19 protein-coding genes and 1 tRNA gene are annotated in these 17,568 nt (G+C 37.7%); 9 read left to right on the top strand and 11 right to left on the bottom strand.

What is annotated here, in order from left to right:
* Positions 1-10: 10 nt before the first annotated feature.
* Genes BHV72_RS12515 through BHV72_RS12505 form a run of 3 tightly spaced genes read left to right on the top strand, consistent with a single transcriptional unit; the run spans position 11 to position 2,127 of the window.
* Entirely contained in the window at positions 11-670 is a 660-nt protein-coding gene (locus tag BHV72_RS12515) for a lipoprotein signal peptidase (protein WP_005675908.1), read from the top strand.
* Positions 660-1,736: a DUF4296 domain-containing protein gene (locus BHV72_RS12510; RefSeq protein ID WP_022042385.1), complete on the top strand. Its 1,077-nt coding sequence runs from the start codon at positions 660-662 to the stop codon at positions 1,734-1,736. Before BHV72_RS12515 ends, BHV72_RS12510 begins: the two co-directional genes overlap by 11 nt.
* Positions 1,737-1,740: 4 nt before the next feature.
* Positions 1,741-2,127 carry a hypothetical protein gene (locus BHV72_RS12505; RefSeq protein WP_005681028.1) on the top strand — a complete coding sequence of 129 codons (387 nt, stop codon included), beginning with the start codon at positions 1,741-1,743 and terminating at the stop codon, positions 2,125-2,127.
* Here BHV72_RS12505 and BHV72_RS12500 read toward each other — a convergent pair.
* Positions 2,078-2,845, bottom strand: a complete 768-nt coding sequence (locus BHV72_RS12500; RefSeq protein ID WP_022042386.1) for an RNA methyltransferase — start codon at positions 2,843-2,845, stop codon at positions 2,078-2,080. The two genes, BHV72_RS12505 and BHV72_RS12500, sit on opposite strands and share 50 nt — an antisense overlap.
* Before the next feature lie 140 nt (positions 2,846-2,985).
* On the opposite strand from BHV72_RS12500, the gene tamL reads away from it, so the two are divergent.
* A complete protein-coding gene (tamL, locus tag BHV72_RS12495) occupies positions 2,986-5,295 on the top strand; it encodes a translocation and assembly module lipoprotein TamL (protein WP_022042387.1) in 2,310 nt (769 codons plus the stop codon).
* Here tamL and BHV72_RS12490 read toward each other — a convergent pair.
* The 4 genes from BHV72_RS12490 to BHV72_RS12475 all read right to left on the bottom strand — a co-directional run bounded on the left by BHV72_RS12490 (position 5,249) and on the right by BHV72_RS12475 (position 7,488).
* The gene (locus tag BHV72_RS12490) at positions 5,249-5,704 is read right to left on the bottom strand and encodes a nuclear transport factor 2 family protein (RefSeq protein WP_055256345.1); all 456 of its coding nucleotides are present in this window, start codon (positions 5,702-5,704) and stop codon (positions 5,249-5,251) included. The two genes, tamL and BHV72_RS12490, sit on opposite strands and share 47 nt — an antisense overlap.
* Before the next feature lie 88 nt (positions 5,705-5,792).
* The gene (locus tag BHV72_RS12485) at positions 5,793-6,344 is read right to left on the bottom strand and encodes a DUF3332 domain-containing protein (protein ID WP_005675902.1); all 552 of its coding nucleotides are present in this window, start codon (positions 6,342-6,344) and stop codon (positions 5,793-5,795) included.
* A 106-nt stretch (positions 6,345-6,450) separates the two neighbouring features.
* Positions 6,451-6,888 carry a DoxX family protein gene (locus BHV72_RS12480; RefSeq protein WP_022042389.1) on the bottom strand — a complete coding sequence of 146 codons (438 nt, stop codon included), beginning with the start codon at positions 6,886-6,888 and terminating at the stop codon, positions 6,451-6,453.
* A gap of 165 nt (positions 6,889-7,053) precedes the next feature.
* Positions 7,054-7,488, bottom strand: coding sequence for a copper resistance protein NlpE (locus BHV72_RS12475; protein ID WP_005675900.1), 435 nt, complete (start codon positions 7,486-7,488; stop codon positions 7,054-7,056).
* Positions 7,489-7,630: 142 nt separating this feature from the next.
* Between BHV72_RS12475 and BHV72_RS12470 the strand changes: the two genes are divergently transcribed.
* On the top strand, positions 7,631-7,891 hold the full coding sequence (locus tag BHV72_RS12470) for a DUF6965 family protein (protein WP_005675899.1): 261 nt from the start codon (positions 7,631-7,633) through the stop codon (positions 7,889-7,891).
* A 64-nt stretch (positions 7,892-7,955) separates the two neighbouring features.
* Here BHV72_RS12470 and BHV72_RS12465 read toward each other — a convergent pair.
* The 3 genes from BHV72_RS12465 to BHV72_RS12455 form a co-directional block, all read right to left on the bottom strand.
* Positions 7,956-8,028: transfer RNA gene (locus BHV72_RS12465), tRNA-Lys, on the bottom strand.
* Positions 8,029-8,206: 178 nt separating this feature from the next.
* Positions 8,207-9,010 (bottom strand): MBL fold metallo-hydrolase, encoded by an 804-nt coding sequence (locus tag BHV72_RS12460; RefSeq protein ID WP_005675898.1) that lies wholly within the window; start codon positions 9,008-9,010, stop codon positions 8,207-8,209.
* 83 nt (positions 9,011-9,093) lie between these two features.
* Complete coding sequence (locus BHV72_RS12455; RefSeq protein ID WP_022041476.1) at positions 9,094-10,482, bottom strand: peptide MFS transporter; 1,389 nt, start codon at positions 10,480-10,482, stop codon at positions 9,094-9,096.
* 98 nt (positions 10,483-10,580) lie between these two features.
* Between BHV72_RS12455 and BHV72_RS12450 the strand changes: the two genes are divergently transcribed.
* Complete coding sequence (locus BHV72_RS12450; RefSeq protein WP_005675895.1) at positions 10,581-11,000, top strand: BT0820 family HAD-type phosphatase; 420 nt, start codon at positions 10,581-10,583, stop codon at positions 10,998-11,000.
* A gap of 90 nt (positions 11,001-11,090) precedes the next feature.
* Here the strand turns inward: BHV72_RS12450 and uxaC are convergent, their stop codons facing one another.
* Entirely contained in the window at positions 11,091-12,494 is a 1,404-nt protein-coding gene (gene uxaC / locus BHV72_RS12445) for a glucuronate isomerase (RefSeq protein WP_122118236.1), read from the bottom strand.
* Between the two features lie 198 nt (positions 12,495-12,692).
* Between uxaC and BHV72_RS12440 the strand changes: the two genes are divergently transcribed.
* Positions 12,693-13,760, top strand: coding sequence for a LacI family DNA-binding transcriptional regulator (locus BHV72_RS12440; protein WP_005675893.1), 1,068 nt, complete (start codon positions 12,693-12,695; stop codon positions 13,758-13,760).
* A gap of 26 nt (positions 13,761-13,786) precedes the next feature.
* Positions 13,787-15,229, top strand: a complete 1,443-nt coding sequence (locus BHV72_RS12435; protein ID WP_122295135.1) for a tagaturonate reductase — start codon at positions 13,787-13,789, stop codon at positions 15,227-15,229.
* 80 nt (positions 15,230-15,309) lie between these two features.
* Here the strand turns inward: BHV72_RS12435 and BHV72_RS12430 are convergent, their stop codons facing one another.
* Together BHV72_RS12430 and BHV72_RS12425 are read right to left on the bottom strand one after the other, a co-directional pair.
* The gene (locus BHV72_RS12430) at positions 15,310-15,840 is read right to left on the bottom strand and encodes an FHA domain-containing protein (RefSeq protein ID WP_122295133.1); all 531 of its coding nucleotides are present in this window, start codon (positions 15,838-15,840) and stop codon (positions 15,310-15,312) included.
* An 18-nt stretch (positions 15,841-15,858) separates the two neighbouring features.
* The gene (locus BHV72_RS12425) at positions 15,859-16,917 is read right to left on the bottom strand and encodes an HU domain-containing protein (RefSeq protein ID WP_122295132.1); all 1,059 of its coding nucleotides are present in this window, start codon (positions 16,915-16,917) and stop codon (positions 15,859-15,861) included.
* 90 nt (positions 16,918-17,007) lie between these two features.
* Between BHV72_RS12425 and rfbC the strand changes: the two genes are divergently transcribed.
* Positions 17,008-17,556: a dTDP-4-dehydrorhamnose 3,5-epimerase gene (gene rfbC / locus BHV72_RS12420; protein ID WP_005681034.1), complete on the top strand. Its 549-nt coding sequence runs from the start codon at positions 17,008-17,010 to the stop codon at positions 17,554-17,556.
* Positions 17,557-17,568 lie beyond the last annotated feature (12 nt).

Raw genomic sequence — 17,568 nt, 5'->3', positions numbered from 1 at the left:
TAATGAACGCATGAAGAAACTATTCACGAAGGGAACAATCGCTCTGATCGTTATCTTTTCCGTATTGATTATCGACCAGATCATTAAAATCTGGATTAAAACTCATATGTACTGGCACGAAAGCATACGTGTGACGGACTGGTTTTATATTTATTTCACCGAGAACAACGGAATGGCTTTCGGTATGGAGATTTTCGGGAAATTATTCCTGACTACTTTCCGTATTGTTGCAGTTGCATTAATCGGTTGGTATCTATATAAAATTGTAAAGAAAGGCTTCAAAACCGGATATATCGTTTGTGTGGCTCTGATTCTGACCGGTGCTTTAGGTAATATTATAGATAGTGTATTCTATGGAGTTATTTTCAATGAAAGCACTCATTCACAGATTGCGAGTTTCATGCCGGAGGGCGGAGGATATTCCACCTGGTTCTATGGTAAAGTAGTGGATATGTTTTATTTCCCGATTATAGATACAAACTGGCCTGCATGGCTGCCATTCGTAGGTGGAGAGCATTTTATATTTTTCAGCCCGATCTTTAATTTTGCAGATGCTGCCATTAGTTGTGGTATCATTGCTTTATTACTCTTTTATAGTAAATATCTGAATGAGTCATATCATTCATTGGATAAAGGCGATAAAAAGGAAGTTGAGAATCATGAAAAGTAAGCTTCGGTTTCATCTGTGTTTCATCTGCATGCTTGCGCTTGCGGTAGCGGGATGTAAAGTGAAAAGACCTAATGACGTAATCCCGGAATCGAAAATGGAGAATTTGCTATATGATTATCATCTGGCAAAGTCCATGGGAGATAACCTGCCTTACAGTGAGAACTATAAAAAAGCGTTGTATATTGATGCTGTTTTTAAGAAGTATGGAACTACGCAGGCTGTATTCGACTCATCTATGGTTTGGTATACACGCAACACAGAAGTTTTATCGAAAATCTATGAGAAAGTAAAGAAACGCTTGAAAGACCAACAGGACGAAGTTAATCATTTAATAGCTTTGCGAGATAAGAAACCGAAAATGACAGAACCAGGTGATAGTCTTGATGTATGGCCTTGGTTGCGTATGATACGTTTGACCGGCGAGATGATGAATAACCGTTATTCGTTCGTATTGCCTACCGATACTAACTATAAAGACCGTGATACCTTGGTTTGGGAAGTGAATTATCGTTTTCTGGAGCCAATGCTTGCTGATTCTTTGAGAGCGGTAGCTATGGGTATGCAGGTTATCTACGAAAAAGATACGATAAATCATCTGAAGACTATAACCCGCCCGGGAGTTCAGCAAATACGTTTATATGCTGATACGCTGGGAGCTATGAAGGAAATTAGAGGTTTCATTTACTATCCGATGTTAGGCGAGCAGAAAGGGGGAACGCTATTAGCAGACCATTTCACTATGACTCGTTATCATTGCAAAGATACTCTCGCTTTTGCTGTTCGTGACTCCCTGAATAAGATAGAAGCTCTGAAAGCGGATTCTCTGAAAAAGATTTCGGAGGAAGAAGTGGTGGATTCCTTGCATAAAGTTGCCGAAGAACATAAAGAGGATGTCCAACGTTTGACGCCGGAAGAAATGAACCGTCGTCGTACAGGAACTCAACGTGAAAAGAAACCGGAACAGATCGAGGTGGAGCAACATATCCAGCAAGAGAGAATAGAACAAAGAAAGGAACGGCAAATGAATCAGCGCAGGCAGCAACAGCAAAGACGTCAAACTCGTTAGTGATATGAAACGATTTGCATCTCATTATTTATTCATGCCTGATGTTGGTTTTATAAAACAGCAGGTAGTGGAAATAACCGATGAAGGAGTTGTTCGAGATACATTTCCACTAACGGAAGAAATAGAGTCGGTTGAATGGATGCCGGGAGTAATTGTTTTACTTCCTGCTGACCAGCTTGAAGAAATAAAAAACACTGGGATGATTTTAAAAAATATCCCAGTGTTTCAAATTAATCCTTCCAATATTCTAAATCAATCTTCCCGGTGTTTTGAAGAGTCATTAAAAGAATTAAAAGAGAAGGGGGAAGTATTATTCCCTGTTTTATTTTATCCGTTTGATTTTATTTCCATGCAGCCTGTCGACGGAACTCGGCACAGATTACTGCGGTAGCTATGGCTACATTGAGTGACTCGGAGGTTTCTTTTCCTTGTGGATAATTGGGAATATAAAGTTTTCTATTTATTAAAGTTTCTACTTCTTTTCCTATTCCATTTCCTTCATTTCCCATTACGATCAAACCATTGGCGGTTAATGGCTGTTCATACATATTTTTCCCATTAAGGAAAGTTCCGAATACAGGTATATCTTCACCGAGTGAACGAATAAAATCAGGGAGAGAGGTATAATGTACTTTTACCCGCGCAATCCCCCCCATAGTGGCTTGTATGGTCTTGGGATTATAAACATCCACTGTGTTTTGCGAACAAATAATATGTTCAATGCCGAACCAATCAGCTAAACGAACAATAGTCCCCAAATTTCCGGGGTCCTGAACGTCGTCCAATGCCAGGCAAAGGGAATGGCGGGCAACCCCCGGGGTCAGAGTATATTGGGGCTGTTCAAAGACAGCAAGCACCTGCTGCGGAGTTTTCAGTAAACTGGCTCGTGAAAGATCTTCTTGAGAAACTTCTGCTATTTCATTTACACGAAGATCAGGATGTTCCTGAATCCAGGATGCGGTAGCTGCCAGGAAACAACAGGGAAAATGTCCGAGTAAATCGCCTACTAGTTTAGGACCTTCGGCTAGAAAAACTCGTTCTTCTTTACGTATTTTCTTTAGCTCAAGCGAATGAATATACTTTATTTTGTTTTTACTTAACAATACCATAAACTTTATTTTGTGACAAAGCTATAAAGATATTTCCAATCTATCCTTACTTTCCTCTCTTTTTCTTAATTTATTTTCCTCATCGGAAAATATAATTTATCTTTGTGAGCGCATTTTTTATGCTATCGATGTAAAACCGTATGAGGAAAAAATTTCTTTATTTGCTTGCTTCTGCCGCTATTTTGTCACTTGCTTCGTGCACATCCACAAAGTTTGTGCCGGAGGGTTCTTACCTGTTGGATGAAGTCAAGATTCGTACGGACCAGAAGAATATACGGCCTTCATCTTTACGAATGTATGTTCGTCAGAATCCTAATGCCAAATGGTTCAGCCTGATTAAAACACAGTTATATGTTTATAATCTTTCGGGACGTGATTCTACCAAATGGGGGAATAAATTTCTACGAAGGATAGGTGATGCTCCTGTGATATATAATGAAGAAGAAGCGCAGCGTTCTGAAGAAGAAATCACAAAGGCTGTTCATAATATGGGATATATGGCAGCAACGGTAAAGCGTTCCACTAAAATAAAGAAGAAGAAAATAAAACTCTATTACGATGTAACAGCCGGAAAACCATACATCGTTCAATCTATAAAATATGATATCAACGATCCTCAAATAGCTGCTCTTTTGAAACAAGATTCAGCAAAAAGTTTATTGAAGGAGAAGATGTATTTTGATGTAAACGTGTTGGATGCGGATAGGCAACGAATCACGGATAAATTACTCCGGAATGGTTACTATAAATTCAATAAGGATTATATAGGCTATACCGCAGATACGGTACGAAATACTTATAATGTAGATTTGACACAACACTTGCACCCATTTAAAACTCATGTCAGTGATTCGGCAAAGGCACATCAACAATATTGGATTAACAAGATTAACTTTATTACGGATTATGATGTATTGCAGTCGTCGGCATTGAGCAGTGTGGAGATTAATGACTCTATTAATTATAAAGGGTATCCGATTTATTATAAAGATAAACTGTATTTGCGTCCTAAGGTGCTTACGGATAATCTTCGTTTTGCTCCCGGAGATTTGTATAATGAGCGCGATGTACAGCAGACATATTCCAGTTTTGGACGCTTGCCGGCATTGAAATATACCAATATCCGTTTTGTAGAAACGCAGATTGGAGATTCGACAAAGCTTGACTGCTATGTGATGCTGACTAAAAGTAAGCATAAATCTATAGCTTTTGAGGTAGAAGGGACCAACTCTGCCGGTGACTTGGGAGCAGCAGCTTCTGTTTCTTTCCAAAATCGGAATCTTTTTCGCGGATCAGAAACCTTTATGATAAAGTTTCGTGGCGCTTATGAAGTGATCTCCGGACTTCAAGCGGGGTATGCAAATAATAACTATACAGAATTCGGAGTAGAGTCAAGTATTAATTTCCCTAATTTTTTATTCCCTTTTGTGTCTTCTGATTTTAAACGAAAAATTAGGGCAACTACTGAATTCGGCTTGCAATATAACTATCAGATGCGTCCTGAATTTCTGCGTACAATGGCTTCTGCTTCATGGAGTTATAAGTGGACGCAACGTCAAAAAATACAACATCGTATTGATTTGATTAATATTGCTTTCCTTTATTTGCCGCGAATTTCAGAAAGATTTAAAGAGGACTATATAAATAAAGGTCAAAATGATATTTTTCAATATAATTATCAAGACCGCCTGATAATAAATATGGGATATAGCTATAACTATAATAGTGTAGGAGGGGCTATTGTTAATAATACAATCGCTTCCAACTCGTATTCCATTCGTTTTAATTTCGAGTCTGCGGGAAATATAATGTATGCTTTGTCGAAGATGACTGGAATTAGGAAAAACGCTAATAATGAGTATGCCATTCTTGGAATACCTTATGCACAATATATCAAGGGAGAGTTTGACTTCTCTAAAAATATCAGGATTGACTATCGTAATTCATTTGCATTTCATGCCGGTATAGGTATAGCTGTTCCATACGGGAACGCAAAAACTATTCCGTTTGAGAAACAATATTTTTCGGGTGGAGCTAACAGTGTTCGCGGATGGAGTGTACGAGATCTAGGTCCGGGGTCTTTTGCCGGTAAGGGAAATTTGCTCGATCAATCCGGAGATATTAAATTGGATGCCAGTATCGAATATCGAAGTAAGTTGTTCTGGAAATTTCAGGGAGCTGTCTTTATTGATGCTGGTAATATCTGGACTGTTCGTGAATATGCCAATCAACCGGGTGGAGTTTTCAAGTTTAATAAGTTTTATAAGCAGATAGCAGTAGCTTACGGGTTAGGGCTTCGTCTTGACTTAGACTTCTTTATTCTTCGTTTTGATGGAGGTATGAAGGCTGTTAATCCGGCTTTTGAGACTAAAAAAGAGCATTTTCCTATTATTCATCCTAAATTTAGTCGTGATTTTGCTTTCCATTTTGCAGTGGGATATCCTTTCTAACCAACCATTTATTGCCTTCTTTTATTAGTTGGAGTGTATCTTGCAGAGAAGAAAACCGTTCCGCTTTTCCATTGATAGGATTGATAATAAATGCATTTTTTATTTGGCAGATTACTGTTGCCATTTCAGAGTCAGGAGTTATCTCACTCGAAGTAATGATAGAAGCTTTTGCCGCTCCTTGTGTTTTGAGCTGATCCAAATGATTTTGCTGAATATTAGATGCTAAAAAACTAAGATAGGATAGTGAAGACGGAGTACTCCATTCTTCGGCAACCGGATAATTGAAATTATAAAAAGATTCACAGAAATTGATAGCTATCTCCTCCAATTGAGTCTTGGGGTTCTGTTTTTGGCATGAAAAACAGGTGAATGTTATTACTGAAAGGATTAATATATGTATCTTCTTCATAGCATAGAATAGTAATATAGTGGATAATAAAAAAGAGATGAAACTCGTTTGAGAAAGTTTCATCTCTTACATATTTATTCTTTAATTATTAGCGAGCTGCAAACATAAGGTTGCTCATTGTAGCTTGGCGAGCTGCCATCATGCCTTGAGCATCCAAAGTTACATTCATTTTTTCGCCGTTCGGTAAGAACAAATCGGCAGTACCGTCGTTGTTCATCTTTATGAGTTCAGCACTTTCACCGTTTGCAACTACATTCCATGTATTAGCTTCTTTGTTATAAATCAAATCCATAGAAGCAGTTTCACCTTCTTTAGTAATGGAATATCCATTTTCAAGTGTCTTTACCATGTAATTGCCGTTCTCTCCTTTTACTTTCTTTACGTCACCTACGTTAGCCATCGGATTGGAACCACTCCAGAACTCGATAGAATTAATAACTAAAGCATCAGCCAGGTAGGACACTCCGTAAACCGGAACAATGTTGAAAGCTAGAAATACAAGTTCATTTACAAATTTGCTTCCAATAGATTGGTTCCAAGAAGATAAACGGTTGAATAAACCAAATGAACCTACACAAGAACTGAACAATAGGCTGCCACTAAGTAGCACTGCAACTAAAGTAAGTTTCTCTCTTTTCATGTCGAAATGTTTTTTAATTAATAAAAAATGTTTATAATGCCTCTGCTATATGTATGCAAATATAATATTTTTTAATTAATCAAGGTTATTATTTTCAATATTTGTGTTACTTCGATTTTCGCCGTTGCAGTTCGTTTCCTATTATGTGGTCTATTGAATATTTACCAGGACCGGCAATATACATAAGAATGAATACAACTAAATAAATGAAAGCTAGCTCCTTAACTGTAAATATATCATTCGCATGAATCACAAAGAAAGCTATCGCCATTGTGAAAATCATCGGAATCATTGCCAGCCGATATAAGAAGCCAATGATAAAAGCCATTGAACAGACAAGTTCGCCAAAAATAGCTAATCCGAGGGATAGGGGACTACCTATACCTAACGGATCAGGAAATGCAGTTGACAGTTCCTGAAAGTTACTCCATTTTTGTATACCATGGTTCATTAATAATATTCCGAAGATTATCCGGACCGCCAATAAGAACAAAGAAACTTTTGCTGTATTTGGCTTTGTAGGGAATAAAAAATTATAAATCATAAGTTGTTCTTTTTTTAAGTTCATCTCTATTTATATAAACATAAAATATCTTGATTTTGTTCTTTGCTCCAATTAGAATCAGAAAAAGACAAATCGGTAATAAAAGGATATGTCTATCGCTCTTATTACCGATTTGCCGAATTTAATATAATAGAAAGTTTTTATTTATTCTTTATTCAATATATAGTGATCGGCAAGTGCTCCTGTTATTTCCTGTTTGTCATCAGTTAATAAACGCACCCTGTTTTCTTCTACTTTATAATAAGATATTTCTCCGTTTTCTTCTTTTAGAGTTAACAAGTTACCTTTTAAAGTATATGTACCTTTATCGTCGAACGAACTATCTCTATCAATATATACGGAGTGAAGCGTATATGTCTTATCTGGATTTAATATTAAGGTTGTTTCAATGCCCGGACAGTCGGCCGCAGGGAAAACACCTTTGTATGTTCCTTCGTAATCAAGCGAAGTTTCCGCATTATGCATATCAACAACTTCGATTGTGGTACTGTCTGTATCTGTACCTTTGTTTGTTTTTGAACTATTTCCGCACGCCGCCAATAGGGTACACGAACATACCAGAATAAAAATTTTCTTCATGATTATTTTTTTTAATGATTAATCTAATTTAGTTTAATATTGTAAAGGTATGAATAATAATTCGAATATTGGCAATGAAAAGAAATGGGCAACTTTATTTATGAATTAATAAACTTTGTATCTTTGCGAAAAATATAAAGATATGACACAACATACTTATGACAATGAATCTGTTCAGGAATTGCTGAACTGGGCAAAGAAAATGCTTGAAACTAAAAATTATCCGACCGAGAAATATGAATTAAATAAGTGTACTACTATAATCAATGGTAAGACTTATTTGGAATCCTTAGTTGCAATGATCGGCAGAAATTGGGAGAATCCTACTTTTCATCCTACTATCGACCAATTATGGGAATTTAGAGAAAAGTGGGAAGGAAAAGAAGAGAATAAAAAACCGTAGCATCATAGCTACGGTGATTTATAAAAAAAGGAGAACTTTTACAAGTTCTCCTTTTTCTGTTTTGTACACCCTCAGGGATTCGAACCCTGGACCCACTGATTAAGAGTCAGTTGCTCTACCAACTGAGCTAAGAGTGCAACATTAAATTTTTATTGCAACTTCGGAACTTGTACACCCTCAGGGATTCGAACCCTGGACCCACTGATTAAGACTGAGCTAAGAGTGCTTATTTCCTCGTTTGCGGTTGCAAAAGTAGGTCTTTTATTTTATTTGACCAAACAATAATGCAGCTTTTTTACTATCTTTTTTTCGTCTTTATTCGAATACATAAAGCTCGGAAGGCGTATTTCGCTTTAAAGCAAGCAGTTGCACATCTTTACCTACAATGACTCCTTTGTTCTTTAATTTCCATTCTACCGTTTTATAGGCTAACTCCGGATGATTATTATCTTTGCTTAAATGGCATAACCAAATATATCGTAGATGTTCGGTGATATTTTCTGCTAAAAACTCGGCAGTATCAGAGTTGCTCATGTGCCCTGTCTTACTTGTAATTCGTTCTTTCAGATATTGAGGGTATGGTCCCATTTTAAGCATTTCCTCATCATAATTTGCTTCGAGAATCAGATAATTGGCTTTACTTATATAATGAGCAGCCGTAGGAGTAATCTCTCCAAGGTCGGTTAGAAAGGAGAATACCTTGCCGTCAATTTCAATACAGTAACCTACATTATCCGTTCCGTCATGAGGAACTTCAAAAGATTCTATATGGAAATCTTCTAAAGTTATAGGCTCTTTTTTCTCCAAATAACGAACTGATGAACTAAGTTTTTCCGTCATACAATAACTACGGTTGATTCCGGCATGAATACGCGCCGTTGTATAAACAGGGATATTCAGTTTTTCTCCTAAATGACCTACAGCCTTGATGTGGTCAGCATGATCATGTGTTATAAATACAGCACGAATACTATCCATCAGGATATTAAAGTCTTTCAGTGTCTTTTTTATAGTACGGATACCAATGCCAGCATCTATTAGTATTCCATAGGTTTCAGTACCCAGATAATAACAGTTCCCACTACTGCCACTTGCCAGGCTTATAAATTTTACTTTCATGTTTTATCCTCTTTATTAAAAATGCAAAATGCCGTCAACTTTTACAGCAAAGTGACGGCAAATATACGCAAAAAAGAAGATATTTATCGAGAAGATTTCTTCTTTTTGTCGATGGATTCGGTGATTTTTGCAAATAATAGCAATGCTATGGCGGCAATCAATCCGATAGCGGCAAAGTAATACCATATATAGTGCGCATTTACACTGGCTGCTTCCCATGCAGCATGCGTCTCAAATAAGGTAGGGTCCGGACAATATTTAGTCAATAGAATACCTGCCAGACCAAAGCCGAAGATTGAGGAAAGAAAAGAATGCAAATGGCTAAAGCCTAAATACATCCCTTCTTCTCCTTTGGGTGCCTGCAAGGAAAAATATTCAAGATAACGAGGTGAAATAAAACATTCGGCAAGTGCCTGTACAATAATTCCGGCAACCATCATCAAAGTAATATTGCTCATGCCAGAGATAATATCGTTACCTAATAAATTACCGCAAGCCATCAATAAAGCAGAAAAAGGAATTAAGAACATTCCTACATTCATTGAAGTAATTGCACTCCGTTTCGCCATTAGACGTGTTATGAAACTAACAAAACACACTACCACAAAAGGGTTCACATTAGCAATCCACCCTGGTTTCGCCGTCTCACCAGCCATACGGATTACGTATTTAGGCATAGTGGCATAAAGTTGTTGCTGTACCATCCAAAATCCGGTGACAATCAGTATGAGAATCAATAAACGCCAGTTGGTGATAATTTTCATAAATCCCCGGCTGATTTCACGGAGACTTTTTCCTTCACCTGCTGTATGTGTAGATTTATAAAGAAGTATAACGGCAAGCAAAGCAATAATTGTCATAGCACCGGAGAAATAATTGATATAGATATAAGCTTGCTCACCGATCACATTGCGTAAAGGATCAATAATTGTTTTACCAGTGAAGGCACCTATATTAACCATCATATAAAAAATTGAATAACCGCGAGCGCGTGTTGCCTCTGTCGTTTCTTTAGCTACGGAAGCGGAAATAATAGACTTTATAAAAGAACCTCCGACCATAAGTATAAATAAGACAGGAACAATAATCCACCGGGTATAGCTATCTGGCAAACCGTTAAACTGCGTAGTAGCACCATAGTTGACTAATCCTGCCGTTTCCAGTAACGTAGGTAAGACGCCCAATCCTAAATATCCGATAGACAATAAGGAGAATGCTATAATCATTGATTTCCGGAAACCGATCTTATCAGCATAAGCACCAGAAAAAATAGGAAGCAAATACAATCCTCCGGAAAAAAGTCCGGAGATCATACTTGCTTCAAAATCATTAAAACCTAAAATTGTGGATAGATAAATAGTGAGAACGATGAAAACGGCATAATATGCCATCCGTTCAAACAGTTCGACTGTGTTGCTGACCCAAAATGCTCTGGTAAAGCCTTTGGCAGCACGCTGAGGGGAATTGTTCATGTAGTTATGTTTTTAGTTAAAATGTTAATTCAGCGCAAAGATACGTTTTTTTGGCAGACTGTCCGTATCTTTGTGTAAAATTAGGTATTTAAACAATTATGGTTATAGCTGTTGATTTTGACGGGACGATTGTAGAACATCGTTATCCACGTATTGGCGAGGAGATTCCATTCGCTATTGATACACTAAAGTTGTTGCAACAAGAAAAACACCGTTTGATATTGTGGAGTGTACGGGAAGGAGCGCTTTTGGACGAAGCAGTTGAATGGTGTAAAGCCAGAGGGTTGGAATTTTACGCAATTAATAAGGATTATCCTGAAGAACAAAAAGATCATCAGGGTTTTTCCCGGAAATTGAAAGCTGATTTGTTTATCGATGACCGGAATCTTGGCGGCTTACCGGATTGGGGAGTTATCTACGAAATGGTTAAGGAAAAAAAAACATTTGCCGATATATATAGCCAAAACGAAGAAGATACAGCACCACTGAAGAAAAAGAAAAGATGGTTTTCTTTTTAATCGGTGAAGAAATTGTACGTAACTCAATAAAAAATCCCTCTGTTTGGATTTTGATTCAAACAGAGGGATTTTTTATTGAGTTACTATCTGTTAGAACTTAAAGAAGTTCTTTGCATTATTATAGCTGATATCTTCAATCATTTGATTTACACGCTCTATTTCAGAAGCCGGGATTTCACCATTTTCCACATCACGTCCCACCAAGTTACATAATGTGCGGCGGAAATATTCATGACGCGGATAGGAAAGGAATGAACGAGAATCAGTCAGCATACCTACGAAGCGGCTCAAAAGACCAAGTACAGACAATGCATTCATTTGTTTTTCCATACCGTCTTTTTGATCCAAGAACCACCAGCCAGAACCGAATTGGATTTTGCCGGGAATGGAACCATCCTGGAAGTTACCCAACATAGTAGCAATTACTTCGTTAGCACATGGATTCAAGTTGTAAAGGATTGTTTTTGTTAGTTTACCATTGCTATTCAAACGGTCGAGGAATTTAGCCATAGCTTTTGCCGTTGTAAATTCGCCAATTGAATCAAAACCAGTGTCAGGACCTAACAGCTTGAACATTTTGGTATTGTTGTTGCGGATAGCACCATAGTGGAACTGTTGGGTCCAACCTTTTTCCCAATCCATTTCACCGAAAATCACAAGCATTGCTGACTTGAATTTCAAAATCTCTTCTTTAGTCAACTCAATGCCACCATATACCTTATTAAATATAGTTTTAATTTCTACATCAGTATAATCTTCTGCATAAAATTCTTCGATACCATGGTCGGACAAGCGACATCCTTGTTCTGCAAAGAAATCGTGACGTTTTCGTAAAGCAACAACCATGTCGTCAAAGCTGGAGATAGTAACACCGCTAACCTCTGATAATTTTTCTACATAGGCACGGAAGTCGGCAGGAACTTCTACTGCCATTGCTTTGTCCGGACGCCAAGTTGGTAACATTTTGATTTCAAATCCGCTTTCACGCGTTTTGATATGATATTCCAGCGAATCAATCGGATCATCAGTAGTACATACGGTTTCTACATGGTAACGACGCATCATTCCACGAGCTGAATACTCAGGTTGGGCAAGTTTCTCGTTACATTCATCATAAATTTCACGTGCAGTTTTTGGATTCAATATCTTATTAATGCCGAAAGCTGTTTTCAACTCCAAATGAGTCCAGTGGTATAGTGGATTACGGAACGTATAAGGCACTGTTTCCGCCCATTTTTCGAACTTTTCCCAATCTGTGGCTTTTCCCGTACAGAAGCGTTCGTCTACACCATTAGTACGCATTGCACGCCATTTGTAATGGTCACCGCCCAGCCATATTTCAGTCAGTGATTTAAACTTGTAGTCGTCGGCTACCATTTGGGGGATTAAGTGACAGTGATAGTCGATAATCGGCATTTTAGCCGCATGCTCGTGATACAACTTTTGTGCAGTTTCTGTCTGCAGCAAGAAGTTTTCATCCATGAAGTTCTTCATTATTACTGTGTTTTAAGTATATAAAATTATTACTTTCTACATTTATACCTATATAGTATTGATTTTAAAGCTAATAGGCGTAAATATCGTTTTAGTTTTATTAACCGTTATCGAACACAAAAATAGAAAATTTACTTGGAGTAACAAAATAATTCGTATATTTGCAGCGATTATTTATAATATTTAAGTTTTAGCACTATGGAGGACCAGAACTATACTATAAAAGACATAGCCCGTATGGCCGGTGTTTCTGCCGGAACAGTTGATCGAGTATTGCATAATCGAGGTGACGTGTCTTCAAAAAGTAAAGCTAAAGTACAAAAGGTATTGGATGAGATTCATTATCAGCCCAATGTGTTTGCTATCGGACTGGCGGCTAAAAAGAAATATACTTTTATTTGTCTGATCCCATATTATATAGAACATGACTACTGGCATTCGGTAGTGGGCGGTATAGAACGTGCACGGCAAGAGTTACGCCCTTTTAACGTGAGTGTGAACTACCTTTGTTATCATCATGGAGACAAGAAGAGCTATCAGGAGGCTTGTCACACTATTAGAGACAGCAGTGTAGATGCTGTGTTGATCGCTCCGAATTTCCGGGAAGAAACAATAGAATTAACATCTTATTTACAGGAAAATAAGATAGCCTACGCATTTGTCGATTTCAATATGGAAGAAGCGAATGCATTAACATATATTGGGCAGGACTCATATAAAAGCGGATACATTGCTGCTAAGATATTGATGCGTAATTATTCATTGGGAGAAGGGCAGGAGTTAGTGCTATTTTTAAGCAATAATAAAAATAACCCTGCCGAAATACAGATGCAACGCCGTTTGAAAGGTTTTATGAGTTATATAACGGAAGAATATGATAACTTGACAATTCATGAAGTAGTGCTCAATAAGTCCAATCAGGAAAATAACCAGCAGACGTTGGACGAGTTCTTTCAAGCACACCCGAAAGCTGTGCTCGGAATCGTCTTTAATTCCAGAGTCTATCAACTGGGGGAATACCTTCGCCACGCAGAACATAGCATGAAGGGATTGATAGGATATGACCTTCTGAAAGCAAATGTAGACCTTTTGAAATCAGGTGATGTACATTATTTGATAGGGCAACGTCCCGGATTACAAGGATATTGCGGGGTGAAAGCCTTGTGTGACCATGTAGTATTTAAGAAGAGTGTCGATTCCGTAAAGTATATGCCTATTGATATATTGATTAAGGAAAATATTGATTTTTATTTTGAATTTGTATAATATCAACTTTATAAATTACAACTAACATGAAAGCATTAAACAAAGGAACTGCTCCTAAGACACAACGTCCGGAGCGTATTATCCAGTTTGGAGAAGGTAACTTTTTACGCGCATTTGTAGATTGGATTATTTATAACATGAACCAGAAAACAGATTTTAATAGTAGTGTAGTAGTGGTTCAACCGATTGATAAAGGTATGGTCGATATGTTAAACGCACAGGATGATCTTTACCATGTCAATCTTCAAGGATTAGATAAAGGAGAAACTGTTAATAGCCTGACAATGATTGACGTAATCAGCCGTGCATTAAACCCATATACTCAAAATGACGAATTCATGAAGTTGGCAGAGCAACCGGAAATGCGTTTCGTTATTTCGAATACTACGGAAGCTGGAATAGCTTTTGATCCAACTTGCAAACTTGAAGATGCACCTGCTGCTTCTTATCCGGGCAAACTGACCCAGTTACTGTATCACCGTTTTAAAACATTTAATGGTGACAAGTCAAAAGGATTGATTATCTTCCCCTGCGAACTTATTTTTCTGAATGGACATAAACTGAAAGAGACTATTTATCAGTATATTGAATTATGGAACTTGGGTGGTGAATTTAAAACATGGTTTGAAGAAGCCTGTGGCGTATATGCTACATTGGTAGACCGTATCGTTCCCGGATTCCCGCGTAAGGATATCGATACTATTAAAGAAAAAATACAGTATGATGATAACCTCGTTGTACAGGCTGAAATTTTCCATTTGTGGGTAATCGAAGCTCCACAGAAAGTTGCAAAAGAATTCCCGGCGGATAAGGCAGGTTTGAATGTTTTATTCGTTCCGTCAGAAGCTCCTTATCACGAACGCAAGGTTACTTTGTTAAACGGCCCTCATACAGTTCTTTCTCCAGTTGCTTATTTATCCGGCGTAAACATCGTTCGCGATGCTTGCCAACATGAAGTAATTGGTAAATATATCCATAAGGTGATGTTTGACGAGTTGATGGAAACATTGAATCTGCCGAAGGATGAATTAGAAAAATTTGCTACTGATGTATTGGAGCGTTTCAATAACCCATTTGTAGATCATGCAGTAACAAGCATTATGCTGAACTCATTCCCGAAATATGAGACTCGTGACCTGCCAGGTATGAAAACATATCTGGAACGTAAAGGTAAGCTTCCAAAAGGATTGGTACTTGGTTTAGCCGCTATCATTACTTACTATAAAGGTGGTGTACGTACAGATGGCGCTGAAATTGTTCCGAATGATGCTCCCGAAATTATGAATCTACTGAAAGAACTTTGGGCAACAGGCTGTACAAAGAAGGTAACAGAAGGTGTATTAGGTGCCGAATTTATATGGGGAGAAGACCTGAATAAAATTCCGGGGTTGGCAGAAGCCGTGAAAGCGAATTTAGATTCAATCCAAGAAAAAGGTATGCTTGAAACTGTGAAGGATATTCTTTTATAAAAGGATTATATAAAGTCAGCCCCACTATTCTGAAAGAATGGTGGGGCTGACTTTATACTGTCGTCTTGAAATGCAATTCCTTATTCTTCGGCTGTGTGGAGAATGAATGTAGTAGCACCAATTGTCACAATAGCACCATCTTCAATCCGTATCCGGTCTTTGTCTCCCAAAATTTCATTCATGAGAAATGTTCCAGTAAGGCTCGGAGCGTCCCGCAGTGTATAAATGAACTTTCCTTGCTTGTTACGCTTTATGTTGATAATACAGTGACGGCGATCCATACTCATATCTCCGCTTTCGATAGGGGTATTAATGACAGTTCCTACACAACGACGCCCTATCACATTATCACCTTCCTGCAATGGTAATATTTGCTTAAAGCCGAATATATTTTCGATCACTGTGATATATCCGAATTCTTCTTTGTGTACTTCGGCTTCTTCTTCCAGATTTTCTTCTTTTCTAAGAGCTTTTACCTTACTTTTCCCCAACCGGATACTAAATTGCTTGCCGCAATGCTCACACTCAAATACGAGCGATTGGCCTTCGCTATACTTAGTTTCATCAAAATAAAGGTAATTCTCACATTTAGGACAAAGAACTCGTTTCATGTTTTTAAAAGGGGGATTTTATTTTGCCAGTAACCAGGCATTCTTATAAGTTTCGTTTTTTCTCAACTCTAGCAATTGCTTGGTTGCTTCTTCGCGATTATCAAATGAGCGTATGCTGACACGTACCTTGCCTGCCGTATTGAGGGCTTTGGCTTCTGCAAATCCTTTTTCCTTTAATTGATTTGCCATAGCTTCTGCATCTTTCATGCTGATTCCGCCTGCTACAATAATATGGAAAGGATGATTGAAATTTGCTTGTGATTTAGCAGCGACAGGAGCAGAAACTGTTTCTTGCTTGTTGACTTTTACTTCTTTAACCGCAATAGGCCTTGAGGTTTTAGCTTTATCTACTGTAATTTTGGGAACAGATGTCTTTTGCACCTGTTGTTGTGTACCCCTACTCTTTACAGAAACAGGAGTTACTACAACCGATTGTTTCTCTATTTGCTCAAAAAGTTCACCAGGCAATAATTGCGCATAGTTGTTTTTCTGAATATCTGTATTTTCTACCCGGTTTGAGAAAGCAAAAAACAGTATGACAGCAGCAATCATAGCTACTGCATTACGGAGATATACACGATTGATCCTTATCTCATAAGTTTTCTTCTCTCTAGTCAGATTGGCTGGTATCAAGACCTTCTCTTTTTGTTGCAAAGTAGCAAGTTCGTGTATCTCAAAAGAATCCAAACCATATAATGAAGGAGTCGTTATCTTACAATCATAAGGTATAAACTCATAATTTCCATAAATATTATAATGAATCTCACCAACATTTTCCAAATGGGCTTTCCCTTCTTCGTGGAGAATCTCGATAAATGCACTTACTTCTTTTTCTACGATGCGAGTTGCATCAGCAAAGCTGGTATCGTATGCTGACATATAAGATTGTACCAATACTCCATCATTCAATTTTAATTGAGGATTAAAACCAATCGTACGGGTAGGGGGTAAAAAAAGATTTTCTTCTTTTACATGAGTTGCGGGAGCATAGTGTGCAACAAATCCACCAAATCCCGGAACGATGACGCAGTCGTTCTCCAATAGTAAAGCCTCTATATGTTGTGCCAATTCAATCATGTGTGCAAAATTAAGAGATAAATTGAATATATCCCAGAAAACTACGAAAAATTCACTACTTTTGCATCGTTTTATTTAGCACTATTAACAATGAACTATATACAGACGGAAATAGACGGAGTATGGCTGATAGAGCCTAAAGTATTCTTCGACGAAAGGGGATATTTTATGGAAGCCTTTAAGAAAGAAGAGTTTGAATCTCATATTGGTCCTGTAAACTTTGTGCAGGATAATGAATCGAAATCATCTTTTGGGGTTTTACGTGGATTGCATTATCAAAAGGGTGAATATAGCCAGGCTAAATTGGTCCGTGTCATCAAAGGGGAAGTTTTAGATGTTGCAGTCGATTTACGTAAATCGTCACCTACATTCGGAAAGTATGTAAGTGTACTGCTTAGTGAAGAAAACAAGAGACAGTTTTTTATTCCCCGTGGTTTTGCCCATGGTTTTGCCGTATTGAGCGAGGAAGCTATTTTCACATATAAAGTAGATAATAAATATGCTCCTCAAGCAGAAGCTTCTATTCTATTCAATGACAAAACATTGGGAATAGATTGGCCACTGTCGGAAACACAAATGTTATTATCCTCTAAAGACAGAGAAGGGACTGCCTTTAAGGACGCCGTATATTTTGAATAAACGACTAACAAA

This window comes from Bacteroides sp. 43_46 (assembly GCF_001915455.1).
GTDB classification, from domain to species: Bacteria; Bacteroidota; Bacteroidia; order Bacteroidales; family Bacteroidaceae; genus Bacteroides; species Bacteroides caccae.
The sequence above is the reverse complement of the archived record's forward strand: the minus strand, read 5'-3'. Positions and strand labels throughout refer to the sequence as shown.